We start from the raw sequence: 16,219 nt of genomic DNA on the forward strand, positions 1-16,219 counted from the left end.
GCGTGGTGGCGGCCCGTGGCGTGGGGGCGGGAGGATAACGAAACCGCCGCGGGAAGGGGCCCGCGGAGGCTGATCCGTATCACCGGAGCCCCGGTCAGGCATATGGTCTGACCGGGGTCTTTTGGTGAGTGGCCTTGCCCACAGTTTCACTGGGAGTGGAACGGCCCAAAAGGTGCATGCGTTCCTATGCAGTGGCCGGTGCGTGTGTCTGCCCGACGGCCGGCTCGGGGATTGACGGGGTTCAGCAGCAATGGAGAAGCGTGTGATGACGGACGGCAAGCGGCGCAAGGGCCTGGTGGCCGTGGCTGCTCTGCTCGGCGGCGTACTGACCCTCTCCGCCTGTGGCGGGGACGGCGGTGGCGACGGCGACGGCGGGAGCGACAAGGAGAAGTCCGGCAAGTCGCAGTCCCAGGTGGACGCGGCGGCGGCCGAGGACGCGTCCGACGCGCACATCAAGATCACACCCAAGGACGGCGCCACCAACGCCGGCATCAACAGTGACGCCAAGGTCACGGTCAGTGGCGGCAAGCTCTCCGAGGTCACCATGACCAACGCGACGGGCACCGCCGTTCCGGGCGTGATATCCCCCGACGGCACCTCCTGGAAGCCCAGCGGACAGCTTGAGCGCTCCGCCGTCTACAAGATCAAGGCGACCGCGAAGGACTCCGAGGGCCGCAAGGCGACGGAGAACACGTCCTTCACGACCGTCTCCCCCAGCAACAGCTTCATCGGCAACTTCACGCCCGAGGACGGCTCCACCGTCGGCGTCGGAATGCCCGTGTCGATCAACTTCGACAAGCCCGTGACCAACCGCAAGGACGTCCAGTCCGCGATCGACGTCACGAGCACCGGCGGTCAGGAGATCGTCGGCCACTGGTTCAGCGCCAACCGCCTCGACTTCCGGCCCAAGGAGTACTGGAAGGCCGGGTCGCAGGTGACGATGAAGATGAAGCTCGACGGCGTCGAGGCGTCCAACGGCGTCAAGGGCGTCCAGGACAAGACCGTCAACTTCACGATCGGCCGCTCGCAGGTCGCCACCGTCGACGCGAAGACCCACCGGATGACCGTGGTCCGCGACGGCAAGCAGATCAAGGACATCCCGATCTCCGCGGGCAGCAAGGCCAACCCGACGTACAACGGGCAGATGGTGATCTCCGAGAAGTTCAAGGAGACCCGGATGAACGGCGCCACCGTCGGCTTCACCGACGACGACGGCAAGGGCGAGTACGACATCAAGGACGTGCCGCACGCGATGCGCCTGTCCACCTCGGGCACCTTCATCCACGGCAACTACTGGGGCGCCGACTCGATCTTCGGTGCCGCCAACACCAGCCACGGCTGCATCGGCCTGAACGACGCCAAGGGCGCGGGCGACGCCTCGCAGGACGGCGCCTGGTTCTACGAGCAGACCATCATCGGCGACGTCGTCGTGATGAAGAACTCGCCGGACGCGACCATCAAGCCGGACAACGGGCTCAACGGCTGGAACATGGACTGGAACGAGTGGGTCGCCGGCAGCGCCGTCTGATCCCGTCCCGCCCCGTGCACCCCACCCCGGGCCACGCGCTACCGCGCTGACCCACCCCGGGCCACCCGCCCGGACCCCTTCCCCGCCGCCGGGCGGTGGTCGGCCACCCGTCGACCACCGCCCGGCGGACGTCGTGTCGGGGGTGGCGGCCGGGGGCAGGCCGGGGGCGTACGGGCGGGCTGTGGGGCGGATCGGTACGCGCGGACAGGAGGCGGTGTGATGCGGGAGCGGGCGGATACGGGCGCGCTGGTGGAACGGGTGCTGCGGGAGACGCTCGGCGTGCCGGCGGGCGCCGGCGAGGAGGCCGTGGACCTGGCGCTGGACGCCGGCGCGTCCGCGCTGGCCGCCGCGCCCGGCGGCTGGCCGGCGACCAGTCGCGCCCTGCTGCGCGCCGCGCGCGCGATGCTGGCCCAGCGCTGGGCCAGCGGCTGGGACCCCGCTGACCTGGTCCGACTCGCACGGCGCGAACGCCCCGCCGACCGCGTGCGGTTGACCCTCGACCTGATCGCCGACGACGCCCGCCGCCGTCCACCGGCCGAACTGCCCGAGCGCTGGAGCGCCCAACTGGCCGCCCTCCAGGCCCGGGTGTGGTGGCAGGGCGGCGCCGCCGGCTATCTGGAGGCCCACGCGCAGCGGGAGCGGGTCGGCCGCTTCGAGGCGGCGCGCTGCGCCCTGGACGCGTTGCGGTTCGTCGGCCGGTTGCCGCCGCTGCCGCCGGTCGGCCCACCGCCCGGCCCCCACGCCGGCCCGGGCGGTGGGCCCCGCGCGGCGGGCGCCGCCGACCGGGCCACGCACCCCGGTCCCGGCCGGCGCGTCGACCCACGGTTCCTGGAGCGGGTGCGGGCGCTGCTGGCCAAGGCCGAGTCGACGGAGTTCCCCGAGGAGGCCGAGGCGCTGTCGGCCAAGGCCCAGCAGCTCATGGCCCGGCACAGCATCGACGAGGCGCTGCTCGCGGCCGGCGACCCGGCCGGTCCCGGCGGGCCCGGTGCCGCGCCGGACGGCCCACGGGCGTGCCGGATCGGCGTGGAGGGCCCGTACGAGTCGGCCAAGGCGCTGCTGCTGGACGCGGTCGCCGAGGCCAACCGCTGTCACGCCGTGTGGTCGGCCGAGTTCGCCTTCTCCACCGTCGTCGGGTACGCCGCGGACCTGGAACTCGTCGAGCTGCTGCACACCTCGCTGCTCGTCCAGGGCACGACCGCGATGCACCGGGCGGGCGACCGCCATCACGCCGGGGGCCGCGCGCGGCGTACCCGTGACTTCCGCGAGTCGTTCCTGATCGCCTACGCCGGGCGGGTCCGGGAACGGCTGGCCACGGCGGCGCGGCTGGCCGAGCGGGAGGCCACCGACGAGGCCGCCCGGACCAGCGCGGCGGACCCGCTGCCGGTGCTCGCGGCCCGCGACGTGAGCGTGGGCGAGACCGCCGAGCGGATGTTCCCGCGCACCGTCGCGCACCGCCTGCGGGGCCGCGACGCCCACGGCTGGGCGTCGGGCCTGGCGGCGGCCGACGAGGCCAGGCTGCGCTGAGGCGAGCTGAGCGGGGACGGCGTGGCGGGGCTTCGTCGTGAGACCCCGCCGTGGGGCCCGCTGCGGCGCGGCGGCCTGGGCTGTGGGGGCTGAGCTGTGGTGGGGCCCGCCGTGGTGGGGCGGCCCCGGGGCGCTGAGGGGGTCGCTTGATCGTGAGGCGTTCGGCGCCTGGGGCGTGTGGGTCCCGCCGTGGTGGGGCGGTCTGGAGTGCGGAAGCGGGTGCGCCTGAACTGTGGTGGGGCGGCCTGGGCCGTGGCGGGTGGGCGGTCGGCCCGGCCTGGGGCCGTCCTCGTGTGGGCGGGTCGGTCTACGGGCTGATGGGTGGGGTCGCGGGAGCGAAGTAGGTACGGGGTGGGACGCCCACCACGCGGCGGAAGGCGGCGACGAAGGCGCTCGTGGACGCGTACCCGACCCGCCGGGCCGCGGCGGACACCGGCGCGCCCGAGGCCAGCAGCGGCATGGCCGCCTGGAGCCGTAGCCGGGTGCGCCACTGGCCGAAGGACAGGCCCGTGTCGGCGACGAACGCGCGGGCCAGGGTCCGCGCGGACGCGCCGACGGCCGTGCCCCAGTCGGCGAGGGCGCGCGCGTCGGCCGGGTGGGCGCGGAGCGCTTCGGCCACCTCGCGGGCGCGCGGGTCGCGGGGCACGGGCGCCAGCACGGTCGCCACCGAGACCGGCCGCAACTGGTCGAAGACCACGGCCTCCGCGCGCCGGCGCGGCCCCGCGCCCAGCGAGCCGTCCGCGAGCGCGCCGATCAGCTCGCGCAGCAGCGCGGAGACCGCGACCACGGTGGGCGCGGTCCAGTTGACCGGGCACTGCGCCGGGTTGAAGTACAGGCTGCGGAGCAGTGCGGCGGGGCTGGTCGCGCCGGTGTCGTGGACGAGGCCGGCCGGCAGCCACAGCGCCATCGAGGGCGGCAGTATCCAGGTGCTCCCCAGGGCGCGTACCGCGAGGACGCCCTCCCTGGCCCAGGCCAGTTGGTGGGCCGTGTGCCGGTGCCGGCCGAACCACTCGCCGCCCGTCAGCGTGAAACTGCCGACGGCCAACGCCTCCCGCGGCCACTGCTCCGGCGTGAGGTCGGGCACCAGCTCGCCGGCCCACGGGCCGACCGGCCGCCCCGACGGCGGCTCGGCCGACGACCCGAACGGCCCCGCGAAGGACCGCACGGCCGCCGGCCCGAGCCACGGCCCCGCGGCGGGCTCCTCCGGGGCGAGCTCCGCCGAGCCGGCGACCTCCCCGCCGGGTTGGCCTGACCTGGGCTCCGCCGAGCCGGGCTGCCGCGGGAGGGGTTGGCCTGGTATGGGCTCCTCCGGAGCGGGTTGGCCCGGGGTGGGTCGGCCGGGGGCGGGCGGCTTCGGAGTGGGTTGGCCCGGGGTGAGCTCCGCTGAGTCAGGGTGCCCCGAGGCGAGTTGGCCGGGGGCGGGCTCCGCCGTGATCGGCTCCACCTGGCCTGGCTCATCCGGAGGGTGGCCCAGCGCGCCGGGTCGTCCGGCGTTCGCGTACGTGAAGTCGGGGCGATCCCCGGCGGGTTGGGCCGGATCCCCGGCGGGTTGGGCCGCGCCCGGCCGCCCCAGGGCGGCCCGAACCAGCCCGACGTGCCCCGCAGCGGGTCGCCGCCCGCCCCGCCGACCCGCGTCCAAGCGGTCCGCGTCCGGCGAGCCCGCCTCCGGCGGACCCGCGTCCGGTCGCCGCCCGTCCGATCGACCCGCGTCCCGCCGGCCCAGCTCGGGTGACGTCAAGTCCGTTACCGCAGAGGCTTGTTGGGGCAAAGCGGGGCGTTCCGTTCCGGAGGTGGCGGGCGGGGTGGGGGGCTGTCCGTCTCGCGACATCCGTTGGCACTCCAGTGCGTAGCGGCCAGTAGCGCGGGCTTCCTAGCATCGCGGCATGCCGATGAATCTCCTACACCGCTGGCTGTGCAACTCCGACCGATGGGCCCGCTCGGTGGAGCAGCGGTTGCTGCCCTGGGCGCTGGAGGACGTGGAACTGGGGGAGGACGCGCTGGAGATCGGCCCCGGGTACGGGGCCACGACGCGGGTGCTGGTCCGCAAGGTGCCCAGGCTGAGCGTGGTGGAGGTGGACGGGGACTCCGCGCGCAGGCTGCGCGCGCGGTACGCCGACCGGGCCGAGTCCGTGGAGGTCGTCCACGGCGACGGCGCGGCCATGCCGCTGCCCGGGGGCCGCTACTCCTCCGTCACCTGCTTCACGATGCTGCACCACGTGCCCACGCCCGCGCTCCAGGACCGGGTGTTCGCCGAGGCCCGTCGGGTGCTGCGGCCCGGCGGCGTGTTCGCGGGCTGCGACGCGCTGACCAGCTGGGGCTTTCGGGCCCTGCACATCGGCGACACGTGTGTGCCGGTGCCGCCCGAGACGCTGGCCGCCCGGCTGCGGGAGGCCGGCTTCACGGACGTCGACGTGGCCGTGGGTGAGGGGAACTTCCGCTTCCGCGCCTGGTGAGCGGTGCCGGACACGCCGGGTCCCGGTCGCCGGGGCCGGGCCGGCGGCGCCTGCCGCACGGCACCCGCCGTGCCGGCCCGCCCGGCTCAGAGGCCGAGGAGCTTCAGGTCCGCGCCCAGGTCACGCAGGGTGCCGCGCGGGTCGGCGACCATGCGGCGCTCCTTCAGGTCGAGCATCCCGGCCACGCTGTCGAGCTGGGCTGCGACCGTACCGTCCCGCTTGGTGATGGTCTGCTCGATATGGAACGTCTTGCGCTCGCCCCACACGATCGCGCAGCTCACCTCGACCTCGTCGCCCGCGCGCAGCTCGCGCAGGTACTTGATGGTGGTCTCCAGGTTGACCGGCCCGATGCCCGCCGTCAGCAGCGCCTGCTGCGAGATGCCCGCCGCCTGGAACAGGGCCCAGCGCGCGTGCTCGGCGTACTGGATGTACACGCTCATGTTGAGGTGTCCCTGCGAGTCCGTCTCATAGCCACGTACGGTGACCGGCACGGTGATCGGCTGCGCCACGGGAACCCCTCGTTCCGTCATCGGTCCGCCGGGTCGGTGTGACCGATGTGCCGGACCTGGATGATCTGTTGACCACTCGTGACTATCGCCGGTGCGGGCCCCCGAGGCAAACGCCGCGCGATGTGGTCCCGCACACAACGCGGCCAGTCCCGCGGGCCGTCACCGGGGCCGCCGACCCCTCGGCCGACCCCGGCGCCGGCTGTCGGCACGGCGCCCGGCCGGCGCCGGCGGCCCGCTAGCCGATGGCGCCCCGGCCGCCGACGCGGGCCAGGAGTTCGACGCCGCCGGCGCTGCCGAGGTGCGTGTAGTGGGCGGTGGGGTGGAGCTGGTGGGCGTACTCGACGAGTTGGTCGGGGGTGCGGCCCTGCTGCTCGTGCAGGGCGATGTAGTCCGGTAGCAGGCCCCGCGTGTCGCCGATCCACAGCACCCGGCACCGCTGGGTGAGGCGGCTGATCGGCCCTATGTTGGCCTCGACCGTCGCGTCGTCGGGGATGCGGTCCAGCAGCCGTTCGGCCTCGTGGACCGCGGCCGGCTTGCGGTAGGTGTCGGGTTCGGTGAGCCCGGCCACCGGTAGTGCCGTGCTCAGCGCGAGCGCGGCGGCGGCGACCGCGGCCGGCGCCTGCTCGGCGTACGAGCGAAGCCACGGGCGGGAGCTGTCGCGCGCGCGGGAGACGGCGTCCACCAGGGCGAGGAAGACCACGGGCATCAGCACCGCGCTGTAGTGCCAGTCGGTGCCCCAGTAGTGCTCCTCGTGTGAGACGAAGCGCCACCCCAGCGTCGGCAGCGCCACGATCAGCAACGGGGAGCGCAGCGCCAGCAGTCCGGTGGTCGGCAGCAGCACCCAGGCCAGCGTGCGCAGTGCCGTCTCCAGCGGAATGGTGGGCGCCGGGCCACCGCCCTCGGCGTCGATCTTGTTCCAGTAGTCGTACGAGCCACTGGTGTTGAACTCCGGGATGGCCACGCCCAGCGCGAACGCCGAGGCCAGCACGCCGAAGCCGATCAGACCGAGAGCCAGCGGCGACACCCGGCCGTGCGTGTGGCGCCCGCGCCAGAACAGCACCACGCCGATCGCCGCGACCGTGACGCCCAGGTCCTCTTTGACCAGGACCAGCGGCGCCGCCCAGCAGGCCGTCGCGACCCAGCGTTCGCGCAGCAGCGCCTCCAGCGCGAAGGCGATCAGCGGGACGGCGAAGCAGATCTCGTGGAAGTCGAAGTCCACGGCCCGCTGGACGCCCCAGGACAGGCCGTACGCGATGCCGACGGCCAGCCCCCGGCGCCGGCCCAGCAGCCGCGCCGCGACCCGGGTGACCGGCACGGCCGAGATCGCGAACAGCACGGCCTGCGCCACCAGCAGCGTCACCGGGCTGGGGAAGATCCGGTAGAACGGCGCGAGCAGCGCGGTGACGGGGCTGAAGTGGTCGCCCAGGACGTTGGTGCCCGGCCCCTTGAGGTCCACGATGGGCGCCTGGAGATGGGCGTAGCCGCGTATCGCCTGCTCGAATATGCCCAGGTCCCAGGACATGGAGGCGAAGCGGCGGTAGCGGGTGACGGACAGCGTCGCGTACGCCACGAACAGCGCCGCGGCCAGCCAGTACGGGTCGTACCGCGCCTCGCGCAGCCGCCGCTTCCACGGAGGCCGCTCCCGCGCCGGCGGCTCGCCGCCGGTGGCGGTGGCGGGGTCGGCGGGCTCGGCGGCCCCGGCTGAGGCGGCGACGGGATGAGCCGAGTCCATGGTGCGGTCCTTTGGGTGCGGGCGGCGGTGGCGGCGCGAGGCCGGGCGGGGGAGGGCCGCGCGGTGTCGTGCGCCGCCGTGCGCCGTGCCCCGCGAGAACGCCCCGCGGCGACGGTACGCGCGGCGACGACCACCCACCCCCGCCGCAAAGATACGCGAATCGGACCCGCCCCCAGCAGGGGGCGGAACCAGGGGGAGAAGGGGAGGGGGAGCGGGCGGAAAAGAGGGGAGATGGCGGGGGAGAACGGGCACCGTGGCCGCCGGCCGCGCCGATCGCGACGGGTCCGGCGTCCGCGCCCGCGTCGGCCCGTACGGTGATGCCGCCGCACGGCACCTCTCTCTCCGCGCGCCCGTCCACCCGGGCCGCGCGCCCGACGAACGGACGAACACCCCGTGATACGCGCCCGCCGCACCGCCCCGCCCGCCGTGGCCCTCGCCGCGCTCCTCGCCCTCACCGGCTGTTCCCCCGACGGGGACGGGGACGGCTCGGACAAGGCGCCGGGCGGCGGGCCCACCGCGTCCGCCGGCGCGGCGCGTACGGCGCTGGACGGGCTGACGGTCAAGGGCCGCGCGCCCAGAACCGGCTACGAGCGCGGCGAGTTCGGCCGGGCGTGGATCGACACCGACCGCAACGGCTGCGGCACCCGCGACGACATCCTGGGGCGCGACCTGAAGGACGTCAGGTTCCGCGACGGCAAGTGCGTCGTGGTCTCCGGCACTCTGGTCGGCGACCCGTACACCGGGCGGGACGTCACCTACCGGCGGGGCCGCAGCAAGGTGGACATCGACCACGTGGTGGCGCTGTCGGACGCCTGGCAGAAGGGTGCCCGGGGGTGGCCCCGGGGCAAGCGGGTCGCCTTCGCCAACGACCCGCTGAACCTCATCGCGGTCGAGGCGTCGGCCAACCGCCGCAAGAGCGACGGCGACGCCGCGACCTGGCTGCCGGGCAACACCGCCTACCGCTGCCCGTACGTGGCGCGGCAGGTGGCGGTGAAGAGGAAGTACGGGGTGTGGGTCACCCGCGCCGAGAAGGAGGCGATGGCCACGGTGCTGCGCGGCTGCCCGAGGACGGCGCTGCCCCTCGTCGGCGACGCCCCCACCGAGACGCCGGGCCGCTGAGAGCTCGGGGCCCGGAGAGCTCGGGCCGCGCGCCGGCCGGGGGCGGTGAGGCGGCGGGGGCGGCGGTGGCGGGGTGGGCCCGCTCCCGGTGGCGATCCGTCCGTGAATTCGCCCGTACGTCCGGTCGCGCATCCCGACCCGACACGAATCGTTGGTCGAACCAGTGGCTACCGCCGCTTCGACTCCTTACCATCGATCAACGCTAGGTCAGTGCGCACGCCCTGGAGGGGGCCGGACCGCTCCTCGCCGGGGTCGTGTAGGTCATGAACCGTGCCGGGAGGCTCCATGCTGCGTTCCCTTCGAAGCCGCAGGACCGTCAAGAGCCGCAGGGCCGCGCTCGCCGTGTCCACCGCGGCGGTGCTCGGCGCGACGCCGCTGCTCACGGGCTGCGGCAGCGACGCGCACCCGGGGGCCGCAGCCGTGATCGACGGCGACCGGATCACCGTCTCGCAGCTCCAGGCGCAGGTGCGGGACGTACGCGACGCCCAGCGCGCCTCGCCGCAGGCCGAGCAGCTGATCAAGGGCTCGGGGCGGCTCAGCCGGGACACGCTGATCCGGATGATCCACACCCGGGTCGTCGAGCGTGCCGCGAAGGACCAGGGCATCACCGTCACGCGGCGCGAGGTGCGGCAGGAGATCAAGCTGGCCGAGAGCCAGTCCGGCGGCGCCAAGGCCCTGCGCGCGGCCCTCGTCCAGCAGGGCATCGCCCCGCAGCGCATCGCGGACACCGTGCGCGTCGACCTGTTGCGGAACAAGCTGGTCCGACAGCTCGGCGAGGGCCCGGCCGTGACCGAGTTGCAGGCCACCTCCAAGCGGCTGGACATCGACGTGAACCCGCGCTACGGCGCCTGGGACGGTCAGCAGGGCACGGCCGTGCTGGTCCAGGAGCCGTGGATCAAGATGCCGGAGCCGGCGAAACGCCCGGTGTAGGTGGGTTACGTTCGAGGGGTGAACGCTCCTCGAACGTCGGCCGCCCAGGCCGCCCCCGGCACCGGCCGGCTCGTCCTGCTCACCACCACGCACCGGGTCGCCCCGGGGCTGCTGTCCTGGCCCGCGTGGCAGGCGCTGCGCGCGGCGGACCGGGTGCTGTGCGCCGACGCGAACCACCCCCAACTCCCGTATCTGCGGGACGCGGGGGTGCGCGTCGAGATCGCCGAGCCCACCGCCCGCGACCTGGTGGCCTACTGCGTCGTCGACGCGGCCGACACCGCCCCCGACCCGCACAGCCCGCCCGCCCCCGCAGCGCCCGCGCCAGCGGCGACCGCCGCCGAGCCGGGCGACGACGCGCGGGGCGGGCGGTACGTGGTCGTGCTGACCTCGGCCGACGGCGAGTCGGCCCTCACCAACGATCTCGCGGCCCTGGCCGGTTCGGGCCGCGCGGCCGTGCCGGACCTGGAGCTGCTGCCCGGCTCGTACGACCTGCCCGGGGCCCGACTGCTGGACCTGGTGCAGGTGATGGACCAGATCCGGCTCGCGTGCCCGTGGAGCCGCGAGCGTACGCACCAGGACCTGGCCAAGTACGGCATCGAGGAGGCGTACGAGCTGGTCGAGGCCATCGAGGCGGGGGACCGAGAGGAGCTGCGCGAGGAACTGGGGGACGTCCTGCTCCAGGTCGTCTTCCACGCGCGCATCGCGCAGGAGGACGCGGCGGAGCCGTTCGGCATCGACGACGTCGCCGCCACCATCGTCGACAAGCTCGTCCACCGTCACCCGCACGTCTTCGGCGACGCGGTCGCGCTCACGCCCGACGACGTCAAGGCGCACTGGCTGCGGACGAAGGCGATCGAGAAGCGGCGGGCGTCGGTGACCGAGGGCGTTCCGCTGGGCCAGCCCGCGCTGGCGCTGGCCGCCAAGCTCGCCTCGCGGGCCCGCATGGCGGGTGTCTCCGCGCTGCCGGAGGGCCCCGGTGTCGGTTACGCCCTGCTGGAGCTCGCGGCCGGCGCCGAGGCGGAGGGCATCGACCCGGAGACGGCGCTGCGCGCCGCCGCGCGTACCTACCGGGACGCGATCCGCGCGGCGGAGGCGGCTGCCGGAGGCCCGGCCGGACCGACTGAAGCGGCGGACGCGGCCGACGCGGATGCGGAGGCCGACGAGGGCTGATGCCCGGCGGGGGTGGGTGCCTTACGGGGCCTGACGCCCGGTGAGGGCTGACGTCCCACGGGGGCTGACGCGTGCTCGGGCCCTGGCCAGGGGCCTGGCCGCTCGGCGGCGGTGCGGCTGACCGCCGACGGGGCCGGGGGTCGGGACCGGGGCCAGGGCCAGGGCTGGGGCTGGGCGGGGGGTCGGGGTCCGGATCGGGCCAGGTCGGCCGGCCGGTCGCGGCTGGCGGCCAGCGGGTCGGGCCGGCCGCTCGGCGGGGTCGAGCCGAAGGGTGTGCCGGGGGTGCGTGTCGTTCGGCGGGGGTCGGGGTGCGGGCCCCGGTGGCCGGCCCGGGAGGGCCGGCGCCGGGGCCCGCGAACGGGTCAGGCCGTGGCGGGGCGCACGGCGGGGGTGGTCAGATGTCCGGTGCGGGCGAGCGCGGCGACCGCCGCCGCGCAACCCGCCCCGGTGAGCGCGAGCGCCACCCACACCGCCCAGGGGGCGTCGGCGTGGGTGGTGTCCCACAGGGCGCCCAGGGCCAGGTTGCCCAGGGTGATGCCGAGCCCGGAGACGGTGTGGTAGAGGCCGTAGTGGGTGGCGACCAGCCGGTTGCCGGACAGGGCCACGACGGTGTCCATCTCGAAGGGGTAGACGACGGCGCCGGCGGCGGCGAGCACCGCGACCGTGACCACCAGCGCCACCAGTGCCCCGGCCCCCGACCCGGCGGGGACCAGGACCAGCGGCACGAACGCGGCGCCCATCGCGGCCAGGCCGAGCACCAGCGCCCGGTGGGGCGTGAGGCGCCGCTTGGCCCAGCACGTCAGGCGCAGCTGGCCGGCGACCGCCACCGCGGCCGAGACCACGAACAGCCCGCTGGTCACCCGGGCCCCGTCCGCGCCCAGCGCGGAGTCGGCGGCCAACGGCAGCACCAGATAGACCTGGAAGGTCAGCACGTACGAGCCGATCATGGCCGCCGAGAACAACAGGAACGGCCGGTTGGCCACGACCTGCCGCCACTGCCCCCACACCGAGGGGCCGGCGGTGCCACGGGCCGCCGGGCGCGCCCCGGCGTCGTGCCGGGCGGGCAGGGCGCGGGCCTGGAGCACGCTCAGGGCGGCGAAGATCGCGGCGGCCACCGTGCACACGAGCCGGAAGTCGGCGGCCAGCAACGCGAGCCCGACGACCGGGCCCAGCAGCATGCCCGCCTGGTAGTAGACGTTGAACGTGGCGAAGGCGTCCACGCGCCGCTCGCCCGCCTCGGCGGCGAGGTAGGCGCGTACCGCCGGGTTGAACAGCGCGCCGGCGAACCCGGTCGCCGCCGACGCGGCGACCAGGGCGGGCAGGCTGTCGACCCATCCCAGCAGCGCGAAGCCGCCGGTCCGCAGCAGACAGCCGGCCAGGATCGGGGCCTTGTAGCCGAAGCGGTCGGCGAGCGTGCCGCCGATCAGGAACATGCCCTGCTGGGAGAGGTTGCGTACGCCCAGCACGAGGCCGACGGTCCACGCGGTCAGGCCCAGGTCCCCGGACAGATGGGTGGCCAGGTAGGGCATGAGCATGTAGAAGCCCAGGTTGATGGCGAACTGGTTGACCATCAACAGGCGGGCGGCCGGGCTGAACGAGCGGGTCTGGGCGAGCACGTGCCTCATCGCGTCGCCTCGGGGGTGCCGGTCGTGGGGCGGGGGTCGGGCGCGGTGGCGAGCGCGGCGCGCGGGCGGGCGACGGCGCGGCAGCGGGTCCAGCGTGTGACGACCGCCTGGTCGGGGTGGGCGATCTCGTCGGGGGCGTCGGCCGGTTCGTGGCCGAGCAGGTGGTGGGCGCGGCAGTAGTCGTCGTCGAAGACGGTGGAGACGTAGCGGTGCGGGCCGTCGGGGAAGACGGCGGCGATCCGGTCCTCGGGCGCGCCGGTGCGGGCCAGGTGCCGGGCGACCAGCGCGACGGCGCCCACGCTCCAGCCGCCGGTGGCGTAGTGCGCGCGGGCCAGGGTGCGGGCGGCCCACACCGCCTCCGGGGCGGCGACCCAGTGGACCTCGTCGAACATCTCGTACGCCACGTTGCGCGGGTAGATCGACGAGCCCAGGCCGCGCATCAGCCGGGTGCCGGCGGGCTGGCCGAAGATGGTGGAGGCGCAGGTGTCCACGCCGACCACGCGCAGCGCGGGGAAGAAGGAGCGCAGCACCTGCCCGACGCCCGCCGAGTGGCCGCCGGTGCCGACCGAGACGACGAGCGTGTCGATCCGGCCCAGTTGGGCGACCAGTTCGTGGGCCAGGGGCCGGTAGGCGGCCACGTTGTCGGGGTTGTGGTATTGGTCCGGGCACCACGCGTCCGGGTGCGCGGCGAGCAGTTCGGCCACCCGGTCGCGGCGGGCCTGCTGCCAACCGCCGTGCGGATGGGGCGTGCTGACGGTGTGGACCTCGGCGCCGTAGGCCCGCAGCAACCCGGCGACCTGCGGTTCCATACCGGGATCGGTGACCACCGAGACGGGGTGCCCGAAGGCGATGCCGGCCAGGGCCAGTCCGAGGCCCAGCGTGCCGGAGGTGGACTCCACGATCCGGGCGCCGGGCAGCAGGGTGCCGCGTTCGCGGGCGGCGGCCACCATGTGCAGGGCGGTCCGGTCCTTGATGCCACCGGGGTTGTGGCCTTCGAGCTTGGCCCAGAAGCCCCGGCCGGCGGCGACGAACGGGTCGCCGATCCACAGCACGGGGGTGTCGCCGACCAGGGCCGCCGGGGTGGCGGCCGAGCGCGCCGAGGCGGCGAGCAACTGGGCGGGGGAGGCGGGAACGGGTTCGAGAACGGCGGAGCGGTGACGGGGGTTCATCGATGACGGCTCTCCCACCGCTGTCCGCGCGCGAAGGTCCGCACGCGGACAGCGGTGCACGTTGGGGGACACGGGCGCGCGTGCCCGCGCACCGGCCGGCCCCGGCGTACGCCGGGTGGGGCCGGGGCGGGCGTGGCCCGGTCAGTTCCGCCAGACCTGCAACAGCGCCCGTGGCCCGGCGCCGGGGCGCGGCCCCGCGTGGCCGGGGGGAGCGCGTACCGGCCGCGCGCCCGGCACCTCGGCGACGTCCAGCGACGCCGAGGCGAGCGGCGGCACCTTGGCCCCGTCGGTCTGCGGGAGCGCCGGCACGTCGATGCCGGCGCACTCCTGGACCTGGTGGCGGTGGCCACACGCGCCGGGCGCGGCGCTCTCGGGCGCGGGCAGCGGCGCGGGGCGTGGCGTGGGCTGCGGCGCGGGTGGGGCCGACGGGGCGGTGAGCGCGGTGGCGTCCACCCGGCCGGGGCCGTTGCTGAGGGGCCCGTGGACGCAGCCCGTGACGTGCGCCAGCACGGCGAGCAGCAGCGCGAGCCACAGCGCTCGCACCGCCATCCCCCGCACCGGCCGCCCCTCGATCATCACCAGCACACGGTAACGGAAGGGCTACATACGGTTTGCGCCAGAATCGCGGGGCCGCACGCCGGGCGCGAGGCCGGATTCGGGGTCGTCGGCGGCTTGATCCGACGGGCTCGCGGCCGGCCACGGCACGGGTGGCCTGACCTTCGCCTCGGAGCGAAGGTCTACCGTCGCCCTGTGAGTGCGATGCGGATGTCCCAGCTCGGCGCGCGGTCCGGGGTCCCCGCGAGCACGCCGCGGTTCCACGGGGGCGCCGGCCCGCTGCCCGTGGACCGGCTCCCGGCCGGATACCGCCTTTACGCCGAGGACGCCGTCGACCGGCTGGCGTTCATCGGCCCGGCCAAGCGTCCGGGGCTGCCGCGTGGGGCCGCGCCGGTCGGCACGCGGGGCGGGACGGACCCGCGGCCCCGCGTCGCGGCCCGCGTCGCCGACGCGCCGGCCCGGGCGGCCGACCTGGCGGCCCGCACCCCACCCGGCGGCGCGCTCTGGCCCACGCTGGACGCGGTGCGGCGGCGGCCCGTCGACGGGGCGTACGGCTGACGCTGCCCGCTGCCGAGGCCGCCGCGCGCGCGGCACTGACCGCCGTCGGCTGAGACCACCCGCCGAACCCACCCCACCCGCCCAGCAATCACCCCACCCCACCAACCCGTCCGCCGCGGACGCCGCGAGGAGCACGTACGTTGTCGCAGTCATCTGGCCTGGTCGCGAACATGGAACGCCATCAGATCGCGGTGTACGTGGGGGCGCTGGTGGCCGGCGCGCTGGTGGGCTGGGCCGCCCCGGGGGCGGGGCCGACGCTGGAGCACGCCATCAACCCGGTGCTCGCCGCGCTGCTGTACGTGACGTTCCTTCAGGTGCCGGCCGCCGAACTGGTCCGCTCGCTGCGCGCGGACCGTTTCCTGGCCGCCGCGCTGCTCGTCAACTTCGTGGTGGTGCCGCTGGTGGTGGCGGCGATGTTCGTGTTCCTGCCGAGCGACCAGGCGGTGCGGCTGGGTGTGCTGCTGGTCCTGTTGGCGCCCTGCGTGGACTACGTGATCGTCTTCAGCGGGCTCGCCGGCGGTGCCCACCAGCGCCTGCTGGCCGCCACGCCGTTGTTGCTGCTGGCCCAGATGGCGCTGCTACCGGGCTTCCTCTTCCTCTTCATGGGCGCGGACCTGGCCGACGTGGTGGAGGTCGGGCCGTTCGTCGAGGCGTTCGTCGTGCTGATCGTCGTTCCGCTGGCGCTGGCCTGGCTCACCCAGGCGTGGGCGGCCCGGCGTACGGCCGGGGCGCGGGTGGTCGAGGCGGTCGGCACCACGATGGTGCCGCTGATGGCCGCCACCTTGCTGACGGTGGTCGCCTCGCAGGCGCCCAAGCTGCACGACAGCGGGGCCGACGTGGCCCGCGTCGTGCCGTTCTACGCGCTCTTCCTGGTGGTGATGGCCTTCGCCGGGGTCGGGGTCGCCCGCCTGTTCCGACTCGACGTACCCGCCGGCCGCGCCGTCGTCTTCACCGGCGCGACCCGTAACTCCCTGGTCGTCCTCCCCCTCGCGCTGGCCCTGCCCGACGAACTGGCCGTCGCCGCCGTCGTGGTCGTCACCCAGACCCTGGTCGAGGTCATCGGCATGGTCGTCTACATCCGGGCCGTCCCCCGCCTGCTCCCCACCCGCTGACGGGCGGGGGCGGGGACGGGCCCCGCGAGGGGCTGGCGGGGCGGGGCTCCGGCCGTGATCCCCCACCGCGTGGGCTTCGACCGTGGTCGCCAGCCACCCGGCTCCCCCCGCCCCGGTGACGTGCGAGGGGGCGGGCGCCGGGCGCCGCGCGGCGGGTCGCGGCGGGGCGGGCTGGTGTGGGCCGTGGCGGAGGCGTCGCGGGGTTCGGCCTCACCCGGTGCGCCCGGCCCGCCCC

At 75.4% G+C, this 16,219-nt stretch carries 14 protein-coding genes; 8 read left to right on the plus strand and 6 right to left on the minus strand.

The genetic code is table 11. The annotated features are described in order from the left end of the window. The first annotated feature begins 250 nt into the window (after positions 1-250). A complete protein-coding gene (locus ACFVFR_RS23780) occupies positions 251-1,528 on the plus strand; it encodes an Ig-like domain-containing protein (protein ID WP_383704947.1) in 1,278 nt (425 codons plus the stop codon). Positions 1,529-1,747: 219 nt separating this feature from the next. Further along, the gene (locus ACFVFR_RS23785) at positions 1,748-3,052 is read left to right on the plus strand and encodes a DUF2786 domain-containing protein (protein ID WP_383704949.1); all 1,305 of its coding nucleotides are present in this window, start codon (positions 1,748-1,750) and stop codon (positions 3,050-3,052) included. A gap of 307 nt (positions 3,053-3,359) precedes the next feature. Here ACFVFR_RS23785 and ACFVFR_RS23790 read toward each other — a convergent pair whose 3' ends face one another. After that, positions 3,360-4,496 (minus strand): helix-turn-helix domain-containing protein, encoded by a 1,137-nt coding sequence (locus ACFVFR_RS23790; protein WP_383704951.1) that lies wholly within the window; start codon positions 4,494-4,496, stop codon positions 3,360-3,362. Positions 4,497-4,935: 439 nt separating this feature from the next. Between ACFVFR_RS23790 and ACFVFR_RS23795 the strand changes: the two genes are divergently transcribed. Then, positions 4,936-5,505 carry a class I SAM-dependent methyltransferase gene (locus tag ACFVFR_RS23795; protein WP_383704954.1) on the plus strand — a complete coding sequence of 190 codons (570 nt, stop codon included), beginning with the start codon at positions 4,936-4,938 and terminating at the stop codon, positions 5,503-5,505. Between the two features lie 86 nt (positions 5,506-5,591). Here the strand turns inward: ACFVFR_RS23795 and ACFVFR_RS23800 are convergent, their stop codons facing one another. Continuing rightward, positions 5,592-6,014 (minus strand): acyl-CoA thioesterase, encoded by a 423-nt coding sequence (locus tag ACFVFR_RS23800; RefSeq protein ID WP_383704956.1) that lies wholly within the window; start codon positions 6,012-6,014, stop codon positions 5,592-5,594. Positions 6,015-6,249: 235 nt separating this feature from the next. Then, the gene (locus tag ACFVFR_RS23805) at positions 6,250-7,746 is read right to left on the minus strand and encodes a DUF2079 domain-containing protein (protein ID WP_383704958.1); all 1,497 of its coding nucleotides are present in this window, start codon (positions 7,744-7,746) and stop codon (positions 6,250-6,252) included. A 393-nt stretch (positions 7,747-8,139) separates the two neighbouring features. On the opposite strand from ACFVFR_RS23805, the gene ACFVFR_RS23810 reads away from it, so the two are divergent. The 3 genes from ACFVFR_RS23810 (at position 8,140) to ACFVFR_RS23820 (ending at position 10,965) form a co-directional block, all read left to right on the plus strand. After that, positions 8,140-8,865 carry an HNH endonuclease family protein gene (locus ACFVFR_RS23810; protein ID WP_383704960.1) on the plus strand — a complete coding sequence of 242 codons (726 nt, stop codon included), beginning with the start codon at positions 8,140-8,142 and terminating at the stop codon, positions 8,863-8,865. Positions 8,866-9,150: 285 nt separating this feature from the next. Then, a complete protein-coding gene (locus tag ACFVFR_RS23815; protein ID WP_383704962.1) occupies positions 9,151-9,795 on the plus strand; it encodes a SurA N-terminal domain-containing protein in 645 nt (214 codons plus the stop codon). Positions 9,796-9,813: 18 nt separating this feature from the next. Continuing rightward, complete coding sequence (locus tag ACFVFR_RS23820) at positions 9,814-10,965, plus strand: MazG family protein (protein ID WP_383704964.1); 1,152 nt, start codon at positions 9,814-9,816, stop codon at positions 10,963-10,965. A 362-nt stretch (positions 10,966-11,327) separates the two neighbouring features. Here the strand turns inward: ACFVFR_RS23820 and ACFVFR_RS23825 are convergent, their stop codons facing one another. From ACFVFR_RS23825 to ACFVFR_RS23835, 3 genes are all read right to left on the minus strand, one after another. Further along, positions 11,328-12,590: an MFS transporter gene (locus ACFVFR_RS23825; RefSeq protein ID WP_383704967.1), complete on the minus strand. Its 1,263-nt coding sequence runs from the start codon at positions 12,588-12,590 to the stop codon at positions 11,328-11,330. After that, the gene (locus tag ACFVFR_RS23830; RefSeq protein WP_383704970.1) at positions 12,587-13,759 is read right to left on the minus strand and encodes a PLP-dependent cysteine synthase family protein; all 1,173 of its coding nucleotides are present in this window, start codon (positions 13,757-13,759) and stop codon (positions 12,587-12,589) included. The genes ACFVFR_RS23825 and ACFVFR_RS23830 overlap by 4 nt, the downstream gene beginning before the upstream one ends. Before the next feature lie 141 nt (positions 13,760-13,900). Then, the gene (locus tag ACFVFR_RS23835; protein WP_383704973.1) at positions 13,901-14,344 is read right to left on the minus strand and encodes a hypothetical protein; all 444 of its coding nucleotides are present in this window, start codon (positions 14,342-14,344) and stop codon (positions 13,901-13,903) included. 174 nt (positions 14,345-14,518) lie between these two features. Between ACFVFR_RS23835 and ACFVFR_RS23840 the strand changes: the two genes are divergently transcribed. Beyond that, a complete protein-coding gene (locus ACFVFR_RS23840; protein WP_383705091.1) occupies positions 14,519-14,872 on the plus strand; it encodes a MerR family transcriptional regulator in 354 nt (117 codons plus the stop codon). Between the two features lie 170 nt (positions 14,873-15,042). Further along, complete coding sequence (locus tag ACFVFR_RS23845) at positions 15,043-15,984, plus strand: arsenic resistance protein (protein WP_383705093.1); 942 nt, start codon at positions 15,043-15,045, stop codon at positions 15,982-15,984. Positions 15,985-16,219: the final 235 nt, after the last annotated feature.

This window comes from Streptomyces sp. NPDC057702 (assembly GCF_042799315.1).
In the GTDB taxonomy this organism is placed as follows: Bacteria; Actinomycetota; Actinomycetes; order Streptomycetales; family Streptomycetaceae; genus Streptomyces.